Genomic DNA, 15774 nt, shown 5'->3' on the forward strand with positions numbered 1-15774 from the left:
TCCCAAGGGTATGGCTGTTCGCCATTTAAAGTGGTACGCGAGCTGGGTTTAGAACGTCGTGAGACAGTTCGGTCCCTATCTGCCGTGGGCGCTGGAGAACTGAGGGGGGCTGCTCCTAGTACGAGAGGACCGGAGTGGACGCATCACTGGTGTTCGGGTTGTCATGCCAATGGCACTGCCCGGTAGCTAAATGCGGAAGAGATAAGTGCTGAAAGCATCTAAGCACGAAACTTGCCCCGAGATGAGTTCTCCCTGAGACTTAGAGTCTCCTGAAGGAACGTTAAAGACGATGACGTTGATAGGCCGGGTGTGTAAGCGCAGCGATGCGTTGAGCTAACCGGTACTAATGAACCGTGAGGCTTAACCTTACAACGCCGAAGATGTTTTGGCGGTGAGAGACAATATTCAGCTTAGATTCAGAGTTGAGTACGCAATAGTTTGCGCAGCGGCAAGGCGGCAAGAGAAGTAAAGGAAGGAGCATACAAGAGTATGTGACTGACTTTACAAGCGCAGCCAACGCAGCGGATGCGATAAAGTATTGCGTACAGAGCACAAAGAATTTGCCTGGCGGCCGTAGCGCGGTGGTCCCACCTGACCCCATGCCGAACTCAGAAGTGAAACGCCGTAGCGCCGATGGTAGTGTGGGGTCTCCCCATGCGAGAGTAGGGAACTGCCAGGCATCAAATTAGAAGTATGGCACAGACTTTCGAGGCAGTTCACTACTCGACAGAGAGCAGGACAAAAGCGAAAGCTTTTGAACGTTGTGAAGCAACGGCCCGAAAGGTGAATCATGAAGTGATTCATAAACTGCCAGGCATCAAATTTAGCGTGCTGATATGGCTCAGTTGGTAGAGCGCACCCTTGGTAAGGGTGAGGTCCCCAGTTCGACTCTGGGTATCAGCACCACTTAATATGGTTAACGTTCGGCACTTTAGAAAAGAATTTGTCTGGCGGCTGTAGCGCGGTGGTCCCACCTGACCCCATGCCGAACTCAGAAGTGAAACGCCGTAGCGCCGATGGTAGTGTGGGGTCTCCCCATGCGAGAGTAGGGAACTGCCAGACATCAAATAAAACAAAAGGCCCAGTCTTGCGACTGGGCCTTTTGTTTTATTTACTGTTTATCGTTGAACATTGCGTAGCAACGGCTGCCCGTGACACTTTTCAAATACGCCAGCATTAGGCTAATGTCAGCGCTAATGGCGAAATTTCCTGCCAGATAGTTTTCCCCATCCCGGCGATTGCCGTAGAATTGCCCGTTTCATGTATCACCACCATTAAGGAAGATACCTTCCATGGACAAACGGTTTGTTCAGGCCCATAAAGAAGCGCGCTGGGCGCTGTGGCTTACCCTTCTCTATCTTGCTGCCTGGCTGGCTACCGCTTATCTGCCAGAAGGCGGTATTGGCATTACGGGTCTGCCGTACTGGTTCGAATTAGCCTGCCTGTTGGTACCGCTGCTATTTATCCTGCTGTGCTGGGCCATGGTGCATTTCATTTTCCGCGATATCTCTCTGGAGGATAATGATGAAGTTTGAAATCATCATTGTGCTGCTCGTTTACCTGCTGGTGGTATTCGGTCTATCGTTTTACGCAATGTGCAAGCGCAGCAACGGCAGTTTTCTTAGCGAATATTTTCTTGGCAGTCGTTCAATGGGTGGCTTCGTCCTCGCGATGACGTTAACTGCCACTTACATTAGCGCCAGTTCATTTATTGGCGGGCCGGGAGCAGCCTATAAATATGGGCTTGGCTGGGTGCTCCTGGCCATGATTCAGGTACCGACAATTTGGCTGTCACTGGGTATTCTCGGCAAGAAATTCGCTATCCTGGCGCGTCGCTACAATGCGATAACGCTGAATGACATGTTATTGGCGCGCTATCAAAGCCGGGCGGTCGTATGGATAGCCAGCGTAAGCCTGCTGGTTGCTTTTGTCGGTGCTATTGCCGTGCAATTTATCGGCGGCGCCCGACTGCTGGAGACCGCCGCCGGCATCAAGTATGAAACGGGCCTGCTTATTTTTGGTATCACTATCGTGTTGTACACGGCTTTCGGCGGTTTTCGCGCCAGCGTCCTCAACGACACCATGCAAGGTATGGTGATGCTGATCGGTACAATCGTGCTACTGGTTGGCGTCGTTCATGCGGCAGGTGGCCTGCATAATGCTGTAGATACATTACAACACATCGATCCGCAGCTAATTTCGCCACATGGCGCGAATGATATCCTTACTCCGGCTTTTATGACATCCTTCTGGGTCCTGGTGTGTTTCGGCGTTATTGGCCTGCCGCACACAGCCGTGCGCTGTATCTCTTATAAAGATAGCAAGGCTGTCCACCGCGGGATCGTAATCGGTACTATCGTTGTCGCTATTTTGATGTTTGGTATGCATCTGGCTGGTGCGCTGGGAAGAGCAGTACTACCCGACCTGACCATTCCGGATCAGGTGATTCCAACGCTGATGGTACGCGTTTTGCCGCCGTGGGCTGCGGGGTTATTCCTGGCGGCGCCGATAGCGGCGATTATGTCGAATGTAAATGCCCATTTATTACAGGCGTCAGCTACGATCATTAAAGATCTTTGGCTCAGCGCTCAGCCGACGAAAAGACATAATGAGCAAAAACTCAAGCGGATCTCAACGATCGCTACGTTAGTGCTGGGGATCCTGATGATGCTGGCTGCCTGGCGTCCGCCAGAAATGATTATCTGGCTCAATCTTCTGGCATTCGGTGGACTTGAAGCGGTGTTCCTTTGGCCGCTGGTGTTTGGCCTGTACTGGGAACAAGCGAATGCGCAAGGCGCATTGAGCGCCATGATTGTTGGCGGCGTGCTGTATGCCCTGCTCGCTACTTTTAATATTCAGTACCTGGGTTTCCATCCAATTGTGCCCTCGTTACTGCTGAGTTTGCTGGCTTTTCTGGCCGGAAACCGTTTTGGTTCCTCCGCGCCGCAAGCTGCTACATTGACTACCAATAAATAAAGAGTTCTGTCATGCCATGGATCCAACTGAAACTGAATACGACTGGTGCTAATGCGGAAGAGCTGAGTGATGCTCTGATGGACGCGGGCTCCGTTTCTATTACTTTCCAGGATACTCACGATACGCCAGTATTTGAACCTTTGCCCGGCGAAACCCGTTTGTGGGGGGATACTGACGTTATTGGTTTGTTTGATGCTGAAACCGACATGAAAGAGGTGGTTGCCATTCTCGAACAGCACCGGCTATTGGGGCGCGGTTTTGTGCATAAAATAGAACAACTGGAAGATAAAGACTGGGAGCGCGAGTGGATGGATAACTTCCATCCGATGTGCTTCGGTAAACGTCTGTGGATTTGCCCGAGCTGGCGTGAGGTTCCGGATGAAAACGCCGTTAATGTGATGCTGGACCCAGGTCTGGCATTTGGTACCGGTACGCATCCCACGACTGCGATGTGTTTACAGTGGCTCGACGGACTCGATCTTAAAGGCAAAACGATTATTGATTTTGGTTGCGGCTCCGGCATTCTGGCCATCGCGGCATTAAAACTTGGTGCAGCGAAAGCGATTGGCATTGATATCGATCCACAGGCTATTCAGGCCAGTCGTGATAATGCCGAGCGCAATGGGGTTTCCGGCCGACTGGAACTTTATCTGCCTCAGGATCAGCCAGAAGCCATGAAAGCCGATGTGGTGGTCGCAAACATTCTGGCTGGCCCTTTGCGCGAGTTGGCCCCGCTCATCAGCGTACTGCCCGTTACAGGCGGTTTACTGGGCCTTTCCGGCATTCTTGCCAGTCAGTCGGAGAGCGTCTGTGAAGCCTATACCGATCTCTTTGTACTTGACCCTGTGGTCGAAAAAGACGAGTGGTGCCGAATTACTGGTTATAAAAAGTAAGCATCGGATACGGCCTGCGGGCCGTATTGTTGTTTCCAGTTGCTGCTTAATGACGTCAGGAAATGCGATTTAGATCGCATTATGGCGTTCTCTTTGATTGCAAAAACAGCGCTCTGGGCTCCGAAACGCAATCTTTATCTGAGAAAAATCGAGAAGTTTTACGATTTTATAAATGGACACAAATTATTCAATAACATCTAACATAATGATTAATATGTAAATTTATTGCTCATCCTGATGCAAGTGCTGAATTCATTGATCTGCAACAGCGGATTGCTCAAAGTTTGGCCTTTCATCTCGTGCAAAAAATGCGTAATATACGCCGCCTTGCAGTCACAGTATGGTCATTTCTTAACTCATGCGCATCGGACATTACCAGCTCAGAAATCGACTGATCGCAGCGCCTATGGCTGGCATAACAGACAGACCATTCCGGACGTTGTGTTACGAGATGGGAGCGGGATTGACCGTATCCGAGATGATGTCCTCCAACCCACAGGTTTGGGAGAGCGACAAGTCCCGGTTACGGATGGTGCATGTGGATGAACCCGGTATTCGTACCGTGCAAATCGCCGGTAGCGTACCGGAAGAGATGGCCGCGGCCGCCCGTATTAATGTGGAAAGCGGTGCCCAAATTATTGATATCAATATGGGGTGCCCGGCTAAAAAGGTGAATCGTAAGCTTGCAGGTTCAGCCCTCTTGCAGTACCCCGATCAGGTGAAATCCATTCTGATGGCGGTCGTCAAGGCGGTAGATGTTCCTGTGACTCTCAAGATTCGCACCGGCTGGGAACCGGAACACCGTAACTGTGTAGAGATTGCCCAACTGGCTGAAGAATGTGGTATTCAGGCTCTGACTATTCACGGGCGCACACGTGCCTGCTTGTTTAATGGGGATGCTGAGTACGACAGTATTCGGGCAGTTAAGCAGACAGTTTCCATTCCGGTTATCGCGAATGGCGACATTACTGACCCGCTTAAAGCCAGAGCTGTGCTCGACTATACGGGGGCTGATGCCCTTATGATAGGCCGGGCGGCTCAGGGAAGACCCTGGATCTTTCGGGAAATCCAGCACTATCTGGACACTGGAGAGCTGCTGCCGCCGCTGCCGTTGGTAGAGGTTAAGCGCTTGCTTTGTGCGCATGTTCGGGAATTGCATGGTTTTTATGGCCAGGCAAAAGGGTACCGAATCGCGCGTAAACACGTATCCTGGTATCTCCAGGAACACGCTCCAGATGACCAGTTTCGGCGCACATTCAACGCCATAGAAGATACCAGCGAACAGCTGGAGGCGTTGGAGGCATACTTCGAAAATTTTGCGTAATAGAAATAAAGAGCTGACAGAACTATGTTCGAACAACGCGTAAATTCTGACGTACTGACCGTTTCTACCGTTAACTCTCAGGATCAGGTAACTCAAAAACCCCTGCGTGACTCGGTTAAACAGGCACTGAAGAACTATTTTGCTCAACTGAACGGTCAGGATGTCAATGACCTGTATGAGCTGGTACTGGCTGAAGTAGAACAGCCCCTGTTGGACATGGTGATGCAATACACCCGCGGTAACCAGACCCGTGCTGCCCTGATGATGGGGATCAACCGTGGTACGCTGCGTAAAAAACTGAAAAAATACGGCATGAACTGATATTAATCAGTTAATTGCTTGATATAAAAGGCGCTCTTCGGCATGGGGAAGCGCCTTTTTTATTGGGAGTGAGATTCCTGACGATACACCCTTTGTCTGAGGGCTACGACGGGCCAGGGTGGCCTGCTGTTCTGCCTGAGAGGTGAGACTCGCACACGGTATTGCTTGCGGGCCCGGGCGCGTTGAAGGGAGAGAGGTTGCGGTACTGCCCGCAGAAACAGCTGACAGTAGTGAGATAGTGAAAGGGAGGCTTTGAGCCTCCCTTGCGATTTACCACCTCAGAGCAGAAATAAATTTGCCATATCGTTGGTGGACGGACGCATTATTTTTCCTGCAATCCGAGTTTTTTCTCCAGATAGTGGATGTTGGTGCCACCATGCTGGAAGTGCTCATCGTTCATGATGCGGGTTTGCAGGTCAATGTTGGTTTTGATGCCATCAATGATCAGTTCCTGCAGCGCATTTTTCATACGGGCAATTGCTACATCACGGTTTTCACCGTAGCAGATCAGCTTGCCGATCATGGAGTCATAGTATGGCGGTACAGTATAACCCGCGTAGATATGAGATTCCCAGCGAACGCCAAACCCGCCCGGCGCGTGGAAACGGGTGATTTTCCCCGGGCTCGGCAGGAAGGTATTCGGGTCTTCGGCGTTGATACGGCATTCTACCGCGTGGCCTTTTACCACGACTTCTTCCTGTTTGATAGACAGTGGCTGGCCAGCTGCGATACGCAACTGCTCTTTGATCAGGTCAACGCCGGTGATCATTTCTGTCACCGGGTGTTCAACCTGAATACGGGTGTTCATTTCGATAAAATAGAACTCGCCGTTTTCGAACAGGAACTCAAACGTACCCGCGCCACGATAACCGATATCAACGCACGCTTTTGCGCAACGTTCGCCGATGTAGCGGCGCAGTTCTGGCGTAATACCCGGCGCTGGCGCTTCTTCGACCACTTTCTGGTGACGACGCTGCATGGAACAGTCGCGTTCCGCCAGATAGATCGCATTTCCCTGGCCGTCAGCCAGTACCTGGATCTCGATATGACGAGGATTTTCCAGGTATTTTTCCATATACACCATGTCATTGTTGAAAGCCGCTTTCGCTTCAGCTTTGGTCATGGCGATGGATTGCGCCAGTTCAGCGTCGCTGCGCACCACGCGCATACCACGCCCGCCGCCGCCGCCGGAGGCTTTGATAATCACCGGGTAACCGATGCGTTTGGCGTGGGCGCGGTTAACATCCATATCATCGCCCAACGGGCCGTCAGAGCCCGGTACGGTTGGTACACCTGCCTTCTTCATGGCGGTGATGGCTGATACTTTATCGCCCATCAGGCGGATAGTCTCAGCTTTCGGGCCAATAAAGATAAAGCCGGAACGCTCAACCTGCTCGGCAAAGTTTGCGTTTTCGGACAGGAAGCCATAACCCGGGTGAATAGCGACCGCACCGGTGATCTCCGCGGCGCTAATAATCGCCGGGATATTCAGATAGCTTTTTACGGACGGGGCCGGGCCGATACAGACCGTCTCATCCGCTAACAATACGTGTTTTAAATCGCGATCCGCGGTTGAGTGAACAGCAACGGTCTTGATGCCCAGTTCTTTACTTGCACGCAGGATACGCAATGCAATCTCGCCGCGGTTGGCGATAACAATTTTATCCAGCATGTTCGCCTCGTTATTCGATGACGACCAGTGGCTCGTCAAATTCTACCGGTTGACCACTTTCGACCAGAATCGCTTTCACTACGCCGGATTTATCGGCTTCGATCTGGTTCATCATTTTCATGGCTTCAACGATGCACAGGGTATCGCCCACGTTAACTTTCTGACCGACTTCGATGAACGCTTTCGCGTCCGGGCTTGGGGTGCGGTAGAAAGTACCAACCATTGGGGAACGTACGATGTGACCACTGATTTCCGCTGCTGCAGGGGCATCCACTGCTGGCGTTGCCGTAGGCGCAACAGCGCTGGACAGCGCTGGCTGCTGCTGCATCATCGGTGCGGCGTAAGCCTGCTGCATCACCGGGAAACTTGCGCTCGGCGCGGCGCGGCTGATGCGTACAGACTCTTCGCCTTCAGAAATTTCCAGTTCGGAGATGCCTGATTCTTCAACCAGCTCGATCAGTTTTTTAATCTTACGAATATCCATGAGTGGGTTCCGTACTCTTTGTTTAGTGTGATTGTGACAGGTGTGTTAGCACCGTCTGTAAAGCATATGTATTACGACTGCGCGCAAGATCCTGGCGCTTCTGTTTTATGCTGATATGGCCAGTGCCAATAGCTGAGAAGCAAAATGTGGAACTTATCAGCCATTATGCGGCTATCTTCTGCTATTCTCGGGCAAAAAACAAAATATACCTTCGATGCGCGATTGTCACCTTTTCAGGGGTTAAAAACCCCGTCAGGAAAGCCAAAGTCGCACATTATAACTATTTCGTAGCATTTCGCAGCTAAATACTGGTCTTATCAGGGAAGATAATCAACCGCTATCATGCAAAGCGTTACGCCTGATAAGAGATTTGCGGGGGAAGGCGCATATCCGGAGATTAGCGCCACCACTGGCGGAACTTCTTGTATCGCCATGCTAAAAGTAAGATGGCCAGCAGCGCATAAATTATCGGCTGCGGAGATAAGATCTTCACCGACCACAGGTAGTGAATCGGGGCGAGGATGGCGACGATATAGACGAAGTTATGCAATCTTGTCCAGCGACGGCCCAATTTTCGCTGCATCGCTTGTGTTGATGTCGCGGTCAGAGCCAGCAGAATCAACCAACTGATCAAGCCCAGCGTCAGATAAGGTCTGGTGACCACCTCTTCCCCCAGTAACGTCAGGTTGTTGATGCCGAGTTCAAGCAGTATATAGCTGGTCAGGTGCAGCGTTGCCCAGGTAAAACACCACAATCCTAATAATCGCCTTGTCCGTATCAACAAGGGCTGTTTAGCGTAGCGTGCCAGGGGGGAGACAAGCAAGGTGGCAAGCAGGAATTTAAGTGCCATCCTACCGGTAAAGTGCTGAATATCTTTTGCCGGATCGGCGCTGAAATACCCCTGATATCCTGCCCAGAATAGCCAGAGAAAGGGCAAAAAACCGGCCAGGTGGAGAAGCACTTTCAGCCAGGTTATCTGTTGTACATTAAGGCGCACTAATAGTTCTCCCGTAAATTCAGACCCCGGTAGAGCGATGCCACTTCATCCGCGTAGCCATTGAATAATAAGGTTGGCTGACGTTTAACGTCCAGGATGCCGCCTGCGCCGATAAAGCGCTCGGTGGCCTGGGACCAGCGAGGATGATCGACATGCGGATTAACATTGGCGTAAAACCCGTATTCATCAGGAGCGGCCAGGTTCCAGGTGGTGGGCGGGCGGTCACGGGTCAATTCAATACTGACGATGGATTTGATCCCCTTAAAGCCGTACTTCCATGGGACGGTAAGCCGTATCGGCGCACCGTTCTGCGGGGGCAGGGCTTTGCCATATACGCCGACGGTGAGCAGAGTCAGAGGGTGCATCGCTTCATCAAGGCGCAATCCTTCAACATACGGATACGCCAGACCGCCGCCGATAAACCGGTCCTTTTGTCCGGGCATTTGCTCGGGGGCATAAAGCGTTTTAAACGCTACGTAGCGTGCATTGCTGGTGGGTTCAACCTGCGACAGTAATTTATGTAGCGGGAACCCGACCCAGGGGACGACCATTGACCATGCCTCCACGCAGCGCATCCGGTAAATTCGCTCTTCCAGCGGGAACCGTTTGATCAGATCGTCATGATCGAGGGTGAGTGGTTTTGCCACTTCTCCGGCAATCGTCAGCGTCCAGGGATCGGTACGCAAACTGCCGGCATTAGCGGCAGGGTCGGCTTTATCCAGGCCGAATTCATAGAAGTTATTATAGCCGGAGACCTTATCTTCGGGCGTCAGCGGCAGACTGTTTTGCCATTTTGCCGGTTTATCGAAAGTCAGCGCTTTACCGGGAGGGGCCGGAGGGCGATCATGACCTTTAAACCAATCCAGCAGATCGGCCCGCGCGGAGGGCGAGAGGGAAAGCGCGGTCGCGCTGATACCCAACAGTTTCAGGATCTGGCGACGTTGAAGCATAAAAACGGACTCTACTGTTACATCGGCTTCCGTTAGTTTTTTCAGTTTCATGGCATCCTCCGTCATAGGTTTTTCTAAGCATGACGGAGGCGGCGAGTTATCGCGAATATGTCACGAAAAATTGCAGATTAGGCAATCTTGACCAGCGTACGGCCCTGAACCTGGTTTGCCATTATCTTATCGGCAAATGCCGGGGCGTCAGCGAGAGAGATTTCAGTTGCGCTTTGCGTATAGAATGATTCTGGCAGATCGCTAACCAGACGCTGCCAGGCCAGTGCGCGACGTGCAGGTGGGGTCATCACGGAATCAACCCCCTGCAGGCGAACATTACGCAGAATAAACGGCATTACCGTGGTCGGCAGGGCAAAACCCCCCGCCAGGCCGCAGGCCGCGACGCAGCCGCCGTAGTTCATCTGCGCCAGCACTTTTGCCAGCACTTTGTCGCCAACGGTGTCCACGGCGCCGGCCCACAGCTGTTTTTCCAGCGGGCGGGTTTCGGCGAACTCATCCCGATTCAGAATACGCTGGGCTCCCAGGTTTTTCAGGTATGCGTGGGTACTTTCACGGCCGGTTACTGCCGCCACGTTGTATCCCAGATGATGTAACAGGGCGACAGCGGTACTGCCAACGCCACCGCTGGCACCGGTCACAACGATTTCGCCATCTTCAGGACGAACACCGGCATCTTCCAGCGCCATCACACACAACATGGCAGTGAAACCCGCAGTGCCAATGGTCATTGCTTTACGGCCATCCAGGCCTTGAGGCATCGCAACCAGCCAGTCGGCCTTGACGCGCGCCCGTTCGGCGAGCCCGCCCCAGTGATTTTCACCGACGCCCCAGCCGGTCAGGAGCACCTGTTGTCCGGCATGAAAACGAGGATCCTCGCTGCTGTGTACGGAACCGGCAAAATCGATGCCAGGAATCATCGGAAAGTGGCGAATGATTTTCCCTTTGCCGGTAATCGCCAGCGCGTCTTTATAGTTAAGGCTGGACCACTCGATATCCACTGTCACATCGCCCTGCGGCAGTTGGCTGGCATCAAGGGTTTGCACCGAAGAGATTGTTTTGCCATCCTGCTGATCTAAGATTAAAGCCTGCATGCGCCGGTCCTCGTAGGTTGGATGATTGGAAAATTTTTTCTGCAGACTATACTCGCTAACGACATTATTACACCGACATAACGCAATAAATTGCCAGAAGCGTCAGCTTTGATAGTATGCGTCGATCTTTAGCAAGTTAGTGCTTACTTTAATGTAAGCGCGGCAGAGGGCCCGAATGCCCATCGGGCAGTCATTCACATGCGGAGTTAACACAGGGATGCGATTAACGACGAAATTCTCAGCATTTTTCACGCTACTTATCAGCCTGGCTATCTTTGTCACGCTGATTGGCGCTTCGCTGAGTTTTTATAACGGTATTCAGCTAAAAGTGGCGAACCGGGTTCAGGCGGTCGCGACGATGTTGGATAATCGCCTGGTTTCTTCGTCTTTTGAGCAACTCGAACCGCAAATGGATGAGTTGATGGCGCCGGTAGAAGTGGTGCGCGTTGATTTTAGGATCCACGGCAGGTTGGTCTACAGCCGTTCGCGCAGTGACAGCTATCGTCCGCCTGGTAGCAGCCACCAGCTCCGCGATATCACCGTGCCATCGCTTAAGTATCCCGGCATGGATATCCATCTGGTCTATCTGGACCCAATGGCCAATTACTTTCGTTCAATACTTATCACCGCGCCACTCTCCATTGCGATTGGCTTTATGGTGCTGATGATCTTTTTTTCGGTGCGCTGGATCCGTCGCCAGTTGGCGGGGCAGGAGTTACTGGAACTCCGCGCCGCACGTATTCTTAAAGGTGAGCGTGGGCCGCAGGTTCAGGGCTCCGTATATGAGTGGCCCGCCAATATCAGTAGCGCACTGGACACGCTGCTATCAGAACTTCAGTTCGTTAGCGATCAGCGAAGCCGCATGGATACCCTGATTCGTTCTTATGTGGCCCAGGACTCAAAAACAGGGCTAAATAACCGGTTGTTTTTTGATAATCAACTGACGACGCTGCTGGAAGATCAGGAGAAAGTGGGATCATATGGCATTGTTATGATGATCCGCTTGCCTGATTTTGACCTTTTGCGCGATAACTGGGGACGCCGGGCGACTGAAGAACACTACTTTACGCTGATCAACATGCTCTCTACTTTTATTATGCGCTATCCTGGCGCACTGTTGGCGCGTTATCACCGGAGTGATTTTGCCGTTCTGCTTCCGCATCGTACGTTAAAAGAGGCGGACAGCATTGCCGGGTTGCTTTTAAAGGCGATGGATGCCCTGCCGCCGACGCGCATTCTCGATCGAGACGATATGATGCATATCGGCATCTGTGCCTTTCGTAGTGGGCAAACGACGGCTCAGGTGATGGAACATGCTGAAGCGGCAGCGCGCAACGCGGTCCTGCAAGGAAGTAATAGCTGGGCGGTCTACGACGACTCCTTGCCGGAGAAAGGGCGTGGTAACGTGCGTTGGCGCACCTTGATTGAACAGATGCTAAGCCGCGGTGGGCCGCGACTCTACCAGAATCCCGCAGTGTTCCGTGATGGTCGCGTACATCATCGGGAGCTCATGTCCCGTCTTTATGATGGTAAAGAAGAGGTGATCGCGGCGGAATATATGCCTATGGTGCTGCAGTTTGGTTTATCGGAGGAGTATGACCGTTTGCAGATTACCCGGCTGTTGCCATTTCTCGGTTTCTGGCCGGAAGAGAATCTTGCGTTGCAGGTGACGGTAGAGTCGTTAATTCGCCCGCGCTTTCAGCGTTGGTTGCGCGATACCTTGATGCAATGTGAAAAATCGCAACGGCAACGTATTATTTTTGAACTTGCAGAGGCGGATGTTTGTCAATATATCGGCCGATTGCAGCCGGTGATGCGGTTGATTAACGCTTTGGGTATTCGGATCGCCGTTATTCAGGCGGGTCTTACGTTGGTCGGGACCAGTTGGATCAAGCAGCTTGATGTGGAAGTGATAAAGCTGCATTCGGGGTTATCGCGAAATATAGAAAAACGCAGTGAGAATCAGCTATTGATCCAAAGCCTGGTGGAAGCCTGTAAAGGAATGCCGGTTCAGGTTTTCGCGACAGGCGTGCTCAACCGTAGCGAGTGGCAGGTGTTGTCTCAATGCGGTGTCACCGGCGGTCAGGGGGAATTTTTTGCCGCCTCACAGCCACTTGACACTAATGTGAAAAAATATTCGCAAAGATACTCTGTTTGATCTGCCGTTTAGCGTTATTTCACGTAGAATAATGCGCGCCATAGTGATGGGGGTGTGCTTGTCTACCTGCCGGATTGTCGCAATGTAAAATGCCAGTGAATGACCTTTGACAGGTTGCAGATTAAAGCGCGGATCGCTGCTGGAGATTTCATCGGCGGACTGACTCAGGCAAATTTGTAACAAAGGTAACAAACTGCACTAATTTTCACCGCAGCAGATGATTTTTGCGCCTTGTCGCTGCTGCGCGTGGTTGGTAAAGTAAGCGGATTTTGTTTTCCGCCCCAGCTTTCAGGATTATCCCTTAGTATGTTAAAAAAATTTCGTGGCATGTTTTCCAATGACCTGTCCATTGACCTGGGTACCGCGAATACCCTTATTTATGTAAAAGGACAAGGCATCGTATTGAATGAGCCTTCCGTTGTGGCCATTCGTCAGGATCGTGCCGGATCGCCGAAAAGCGTCGCCGCTGTGGGTCATGAAGCGAAGCAGATGCTTGGGCGTACGCCAGGCAACATTGCAGCTATTCGTCCAATGAAGGACGGCGTTATCGCCGACTTCTTCGTGACTGAAAAAATGCTTCAGCACTTTATCAAACAGGTGCACAGCAATAGTTTTATGCGTCCAAGTCCGCGTGTGCTGGTCTGCGTGCCCGTTGGCGCGACCCAGGTTGAACGCCGCGCTATTCGTGAATCCGCGCAGGGTGCCGGCGCTCGTGAAGTTTTCCTCATTGAAGAGCCGATGGCCGCCGCGATTGGCGCGGGCCTGCCGGTCTCTGAAGCGACCGGTTCTATGGTTGTGGATATTGGCGGCGGTACGACTGAAGTGGCGGTGATCTCCCTGAATGGCGTCGTTTACTCCTCTTCTGTGCGTATCGGTGGTGACCGTTTTGACGAGGCTGTGATTAATTATGTGCGCCGTAACTATGGTTCGTTGATCGGCGAAGCTACTGCAGAACGTATCAAGCACGAGATTGGTTCCGCTTATCCTGGGGATGAAGTTCGCGAAATCGAAGTCCGTGGGCGTAACCTGGCGGAAGGTGTGCCGCGTGGCTTTACGCTAAATTCAAATGAAATCCTTGAAGCGCTGCAGGAGCCGTTGACCGGTATCGTCAGCGCGGTGATGGTTGCGCTGGAGCAGTGCCCTCCGGAACTGGCTTCCGATATTTCCGAACGCGGGATGGTTCTGACCGGCGGCGGCGCTCTGTTGCGCAACCTTGACCGTCTGTTAATGGAAGAGACAGGAATTCCTGTCGTAGTTGCAGAAGATCCACTGACCTGCGTCGCGCGTGGCGGCGGTAAGGCACTGGAAATGATCGATATGCACGGCGGCGATTTGTTCAGCGAAGAGTAGTCAGCCTGAGATCCGGGCGGTCCGTATTGGGCGGCCCTGGTCTTGACTGACACGAGAATACGCATAGCCTATGAAGCCAATTTTTAGCCGTGGCCCATCGCTACAGATTCGCCTTATTCTGGCGGTTTTGGTGGCGCTTGGCGTGATAATTGCCGACAGCCGCCTGGGTACGTTCAGCCAGATACGAACGTACATGGATACTGCCGTCAGCCCTTTCTACTTTATTTCTAATGGGCCCAGAGAACTGCTGGATAGCATATCGCAAACGCTGGCTACCCGTGACCAACTCGAACTGGAAAATCGCGCGCTGCGCCAGGAACTGTTGCTGAAGAACAGTGATTTACTGATGCTGGGTCAGTACAAACAGGAGAACGCGCGCCTGCGCGAGCTGCTGGGGTCTCCGCTGCGCCAGGATGAGCAAAAAATGGTGACCCAGGTCATCTCAACGGTTAACGATCCCTATAGCGATCAGGTCGTTATTGATAAAGGCAGTGTTAACGGCGTTTATGAGGGCCAGCCGGTAATCAGTGATAAAGGCGTGGTCGGGCAGGTGGTTGCGGTAGCGAAACTGACCAGCCGCGTGCTGCTGATTTGCGATGCCACGCATGCGCTGCCGATTCAGGTGCTGCGTAACGACATTCGCGTTATTGCTGCCGGGAATGGGTGTACTGACGATCTGCAACTGGAGCATCTGCCCGCTAATACGGATATTCGCGTTGGTGATGTGCTGGTGACCTCGGGTCTCGGCGGTCGTTTTCCTGAAGGGTATCCGGTTGGTGTGGTGTCGTCCGTGAAGCTGGATACTCAGCGCGCGTATACGGTGATTCAGGCGCGTCCGACCGCAGGTTTGCAGCGTTTGCGTTATCTGCTGCTGCTGTGGGCCGCCGATCGCAACGGCGCGAATCCGATGACGCCGGAAGAAGTCCATCGTGTGGCGAATGAACGTCTGATGCAGATGATGCCGCAGGTTCTGCCTCCGCCAGATGCGATAGGGCCGCCAATGCCGGATCCGGCAACGGGGACAACGCAGCCTCTGCCAGCAGGAGGGCAATAGTGGCAAGTTACCGTAGCCAGGGACGCTGGGTTATCTGGCTCTCGTTTCTTATCGCACTATTGCTGCAGATTATGCCCTGGCCGGAAGACATTAGCGTCTACCGGCCAAATTGGGTATTACTGATCCTGTTATACTGGATCCTCGCGTTACCTCATCGGGTAAACGTCGGTACGGGGTTTGTGATGGGAGCGGTTCTCGATCTCATCAGCGGCTCAACGCTGGGCGTTCGCGCGCTATCATTAAGTATTGTGGCTTATCTGGTCGCACTAAAATATCAGTTGTTCCGCAATCTGGCGCTCTGGCAACAGGCGCTGGTGGTGGTCGTGCTATCCCTCACCGTGGATATCATTGTTTTCTGGGCAGAGTTTTTAGTGATCAATGTCTCTTTCCGTCCGGAAGTGTTCTGGAGTAGTGTAGTAAACGGTGTGCTCTGGCCATGGCTATTCCTGCTGATGCGTAAAGTGCGTCAGCAGTTTGCGGTGCAATAAGATT

The 15774-nt window shown here is 52.4% G+C and carries 14 protein-coding genes, 1 tRNA gene and 3 rRNA genes; 13 read left to right on the forward strand and 5 right to left on the reverse strand.

What is annotated here, in order from left to right; all coding sequences use genetic code 11:
• From FE839_RS21905 to fis, 9 genes are all read left to right on the forward strand, one after another.
• Positions 1-368: ribosomal RNA gene (locus tag FE839_RS21905) — 23S ribosomal RNA — on the forward strand; the annotation flags it as partial.
• A 195-nt stretch (positions 369-563) separates the two neighbouring features.
• Positions 564-679, forward strand: a 5S ribosomal RNA gene (rrf, locus tag FE839_RS21910).
• A gap of 151 nt (positions 680-830) precedes the next feature.
• A tRNA-Thr gene (locus FE839_RS21915) sits at positions 831-906 on the forward strand.
• A 40-nt stretch (positions 907-946) separates the two neighbouring features.
• A 5S ribosomal RNA gene (rrf, locus tag FE839_RS21920) occupies positions 947-1062 on the forward strand.
• 230 nt (positions 1063-1292) lie between these two features.
• The gene (locus FE839_RS21925; RefSeq protein ID WP_138362881.1) at positions 1293-1535 is read left to right on the forward strand and encodes a YhdT family protein; all 243 of its coding nucleotides are present in this window, start codon (positions 1293-1295) and stop codon (positions 1533-1535) included.
• On the forward strand, positions 1525-2976 hold the full coding sequence (panF, locus tag FE839_RS21930) for a sodium/pantothenate symporter (protein ID WP_138362951.1): 1452 nt from the start codon (positions 1525-1527) through the stop codon (positions 2974-2976). Before FE839_RS21925 ends, panF begins: the two co-directional genes overlap by 11 nt.
• 11 nt (positions 2977-2987) lie before the next feature.
• Positions 2988-3869, forward strand: coding sequence for a 50S ribosomal protein L11 methyltransferase (gene prmA, locus FE839_RS21935; RefSeq protein WP_138362882.1), 882 nt, complete (start codon positions 2988-2990; stop codon positions 3867-3869).
• Positions 3870-4227: 358 nt separating this feature from the next.
• Entirely contained in the window at positions 4228-5193 is a 966-nt protein-coding gene (gene dusB / locus FE839_RS21940; RefSeq protein ID WP_138362883.1) for a tRNA dihydrouridine synthase DusB, read from the forward strand.
• A 24-nt stretch (positions 5194-5217) separates the two neighbouring features.
• Complete coding sequence (fis, locus tag FE839_RS21945; RefSeq protein ID WP_000462905.1) at positions 5218-5514, forward strand: DNA-binding transcriptional regulator Fis; 297 nt, start codon at positions 5218-5220, stop codon at positions 5512-5514.
• A gap of 322 nt (positions 5515-5836) precedes the next feature.
• Here the strand turns inward: fis and accC are convergent, their stop codons facing one another.
• From accC to acuI, 5 genes are all read right to left on the reverse strand, one after another.
• On the reverse strand, positions 5837-7186 hold the full coding sequence (accC, locus tag FE839_RS21950) for an acetyl-CoA carboxylase biotin carboxylase subunit (RefSeq protein ID WP_138362884.1): 1350 nt from the start codon (positions 7184-7186) through the stop codon (positions 5837-5839).
• Between the two features lie 10 nt (positions 7187-7196).
• Complete coding sequence (gene accB, locus FE839_RS21955) at positions 7197-7670, reverse strand: acetyl-CoA carboxylase biotin carboxyl carrier protein (RefSeq protein ID WP_138362885.1); 474 nt, start codon at positions 7668-7670, stop codon at positions 7197-7199.
• Positions 7671-8067: 397 nt separating this feature from the next.
• On the reverse strand, positions 8068-8667 hold the full coding sequence (msrQ, locus tag FE839_RS21960; protein ID WP_138362886.1) for a protein-methionine-sulfoxide reductase heme-binding subunit MsrQ: 600 nt from the start codon (positions 8665-8667) through the stop codon (positions 8068-8070).
• Positions 8667-9668, reverse strand: coding sequence for a protein-methionine-sulfoxide reductase catalytic subunit MsrP (gene msrP, locus FE839_RS21965; RefSeq protein ID WP_138362887.1), 1002 nt, complete (start codon positions 9666-9668; stop codon positions 8667-8669). The genes msrQ and msrP overlap by 1 nt, the downstream gene beginning before the upstream one ends.
• A gap of 77 nt (positions 9669-9745) precedes the next feature.
• On the reverse strand, positions 9746-10720 hold the full coding sequence (gene acuI, locus FE839_RS21970; RefSeq protein ID WP_138362888.1) for an acrylyl-CoA reductase (NADPH): 975 nt from the start codon (positions 10718-10720) through the stop codon (positions 9746-9748).
• A 217-nt stretch (positions 10721-10937) separates the two neighbouring features.
• Here acuI and csrD point away from each other — a divergent pair, with 217 nt between their 5' ends.
• The 4 genes from csrD (at position 10938) to mreD (ending at position 15770) form a co-directional block, all read left to right on the forward strand.
• Positions 10938-12878 (forward strand): RNase E specificity factor CsrD, encoded by a 1941-nt coding sequence (gene csrD, locus FE839_RS21975; RefSeq protein WP_138362889.1) that lies wholly within the window; start codon positions 10938-10940, stop codon positions 12876-12878.
• A gap of 306 nt (positions 12879-13184) precedes the next feature.
• Positions 13185-14228: a rod shape-determining protein MreB gene (gene mreB, locus FE839_RS21980; RefSeq protein WP_002918653.1), complete on the forward strand. Its 1044-nt coding sequence runs from the start codon at positions 13185-13187 to the stop codon at positions 14226-14228.
• 70 nt (positions 14229-14298) lie between these two features.
• Positions 14299-15282, forward strand: coding sequence for a rod shape-determining protein MreC (mreC, locus tag FE839_RS21985; protein ID WP_138362890.1), 984 nt, complete (start codon positions 14299-14301; stop codon positions 15280-15282).
• On the forward strand, positions 15282-15770 hold the full coding sequence (mreD, locus tag FE839_RS21990; protein WP_138362891.1) for a rod shape-determining protein MreD: 489 nt from the start codon (positions 15282-15284) through the stop codon (positions 15768-15770). Before mreC ends, mreD begins: the two co-directional genes overlap by 1 nt.
• The last annotated feature ends 4 nt before the right edge of the window (positions 15771-15774 follow it).

Source organism: Klebsiella indica (genome assembly GCF_005860775.1).
In the GTDB taxonomy this organism is placed as follows: Bacteria; Pseudomonadota; Gammaproteobacteria; order Enterobacterales; family Enterobacteriaceae; genus Klebsiella; species Klebsiella indica.

Bases quoted from the DNA above. Each gene is read 5' to 3' on its own strand.
- FE839_RS21925 (WP_138362881.1), top strand. From the start codon at position 1,293: ATGGACAAACGGTTTGTTCAGGCCCATAAAGAAGCGCGCTGGGCGCTG.
- panF (WP_138362951.1), top strand. From the start codon at position 1,525: ATGAAGTTTGAAATCATCATTGTGCTGCTCGTTTACCTGCTGGTGGTA.
- prmA (WP_138362882.1), top strand. From the start codon at position 2,988: ATGCCATGGATCCAACTGAAACTGAATACGACTGGTGCTAATGCGGAA.
- dusB (WP_138362883.1), top strand. From the start codon at position 4,228: ATGCGCATCGGACATTACCAGCTCAGAAATCGACTGATCGCAGCGCCT.
- fis (WP_000462905.1), top strand. From the start codon at position 5,218: ATGTTCGAACAACGCGTAAATTCTGACGTACTGACCGTTTCTACCGTT.
- accC (WP_138362884.1), bottom strand. From the start codon at position 7,186: ATGCTGGATAAAATTGTTATCGCCAACCGCGGCGAGATTGCATTGCGT.
- accB (WP_138362885.1), bottom strand. From the start codon at position 7,670: ATGGATATTCGTAAGATTAAAAAACTGATCGAGCTGGTTGAAGAATCA.
- msrP (WP_138362887.1), bottom strand. From the start codon at position 9,668: ATGAAACTGAAAAAACTAACGGAAGCCGATGTAACAGTAGAGTCCGTT.
- acuI (WP_138362888.1), bottom strand. From the start codon at position 10,720: ATGCAGGCTTTAATCTTAGATCAGCAGGATGGCAAAACAATCTCTTCG.
- csrD (WP_138362889.1), top strand. From the start codon at position 10,938: ATGCGATTAACGACGAAATTCTCAGCATTTTTCACGCTACTTATCAGC.
- mreB (WP_002918653.1), top strand. From the start codon at position 13,185: ATGTTAAAAAAATTTCGTGGCATGTTTTCCAATGACCTGTCCATTGAC.
- mreC (WP_138362890.1), top strand. From the start codon at position 14,299: ATGAAGCCAATTTTTAGCCGTGGCCCATCGCTACAGATTCGCCTTATT.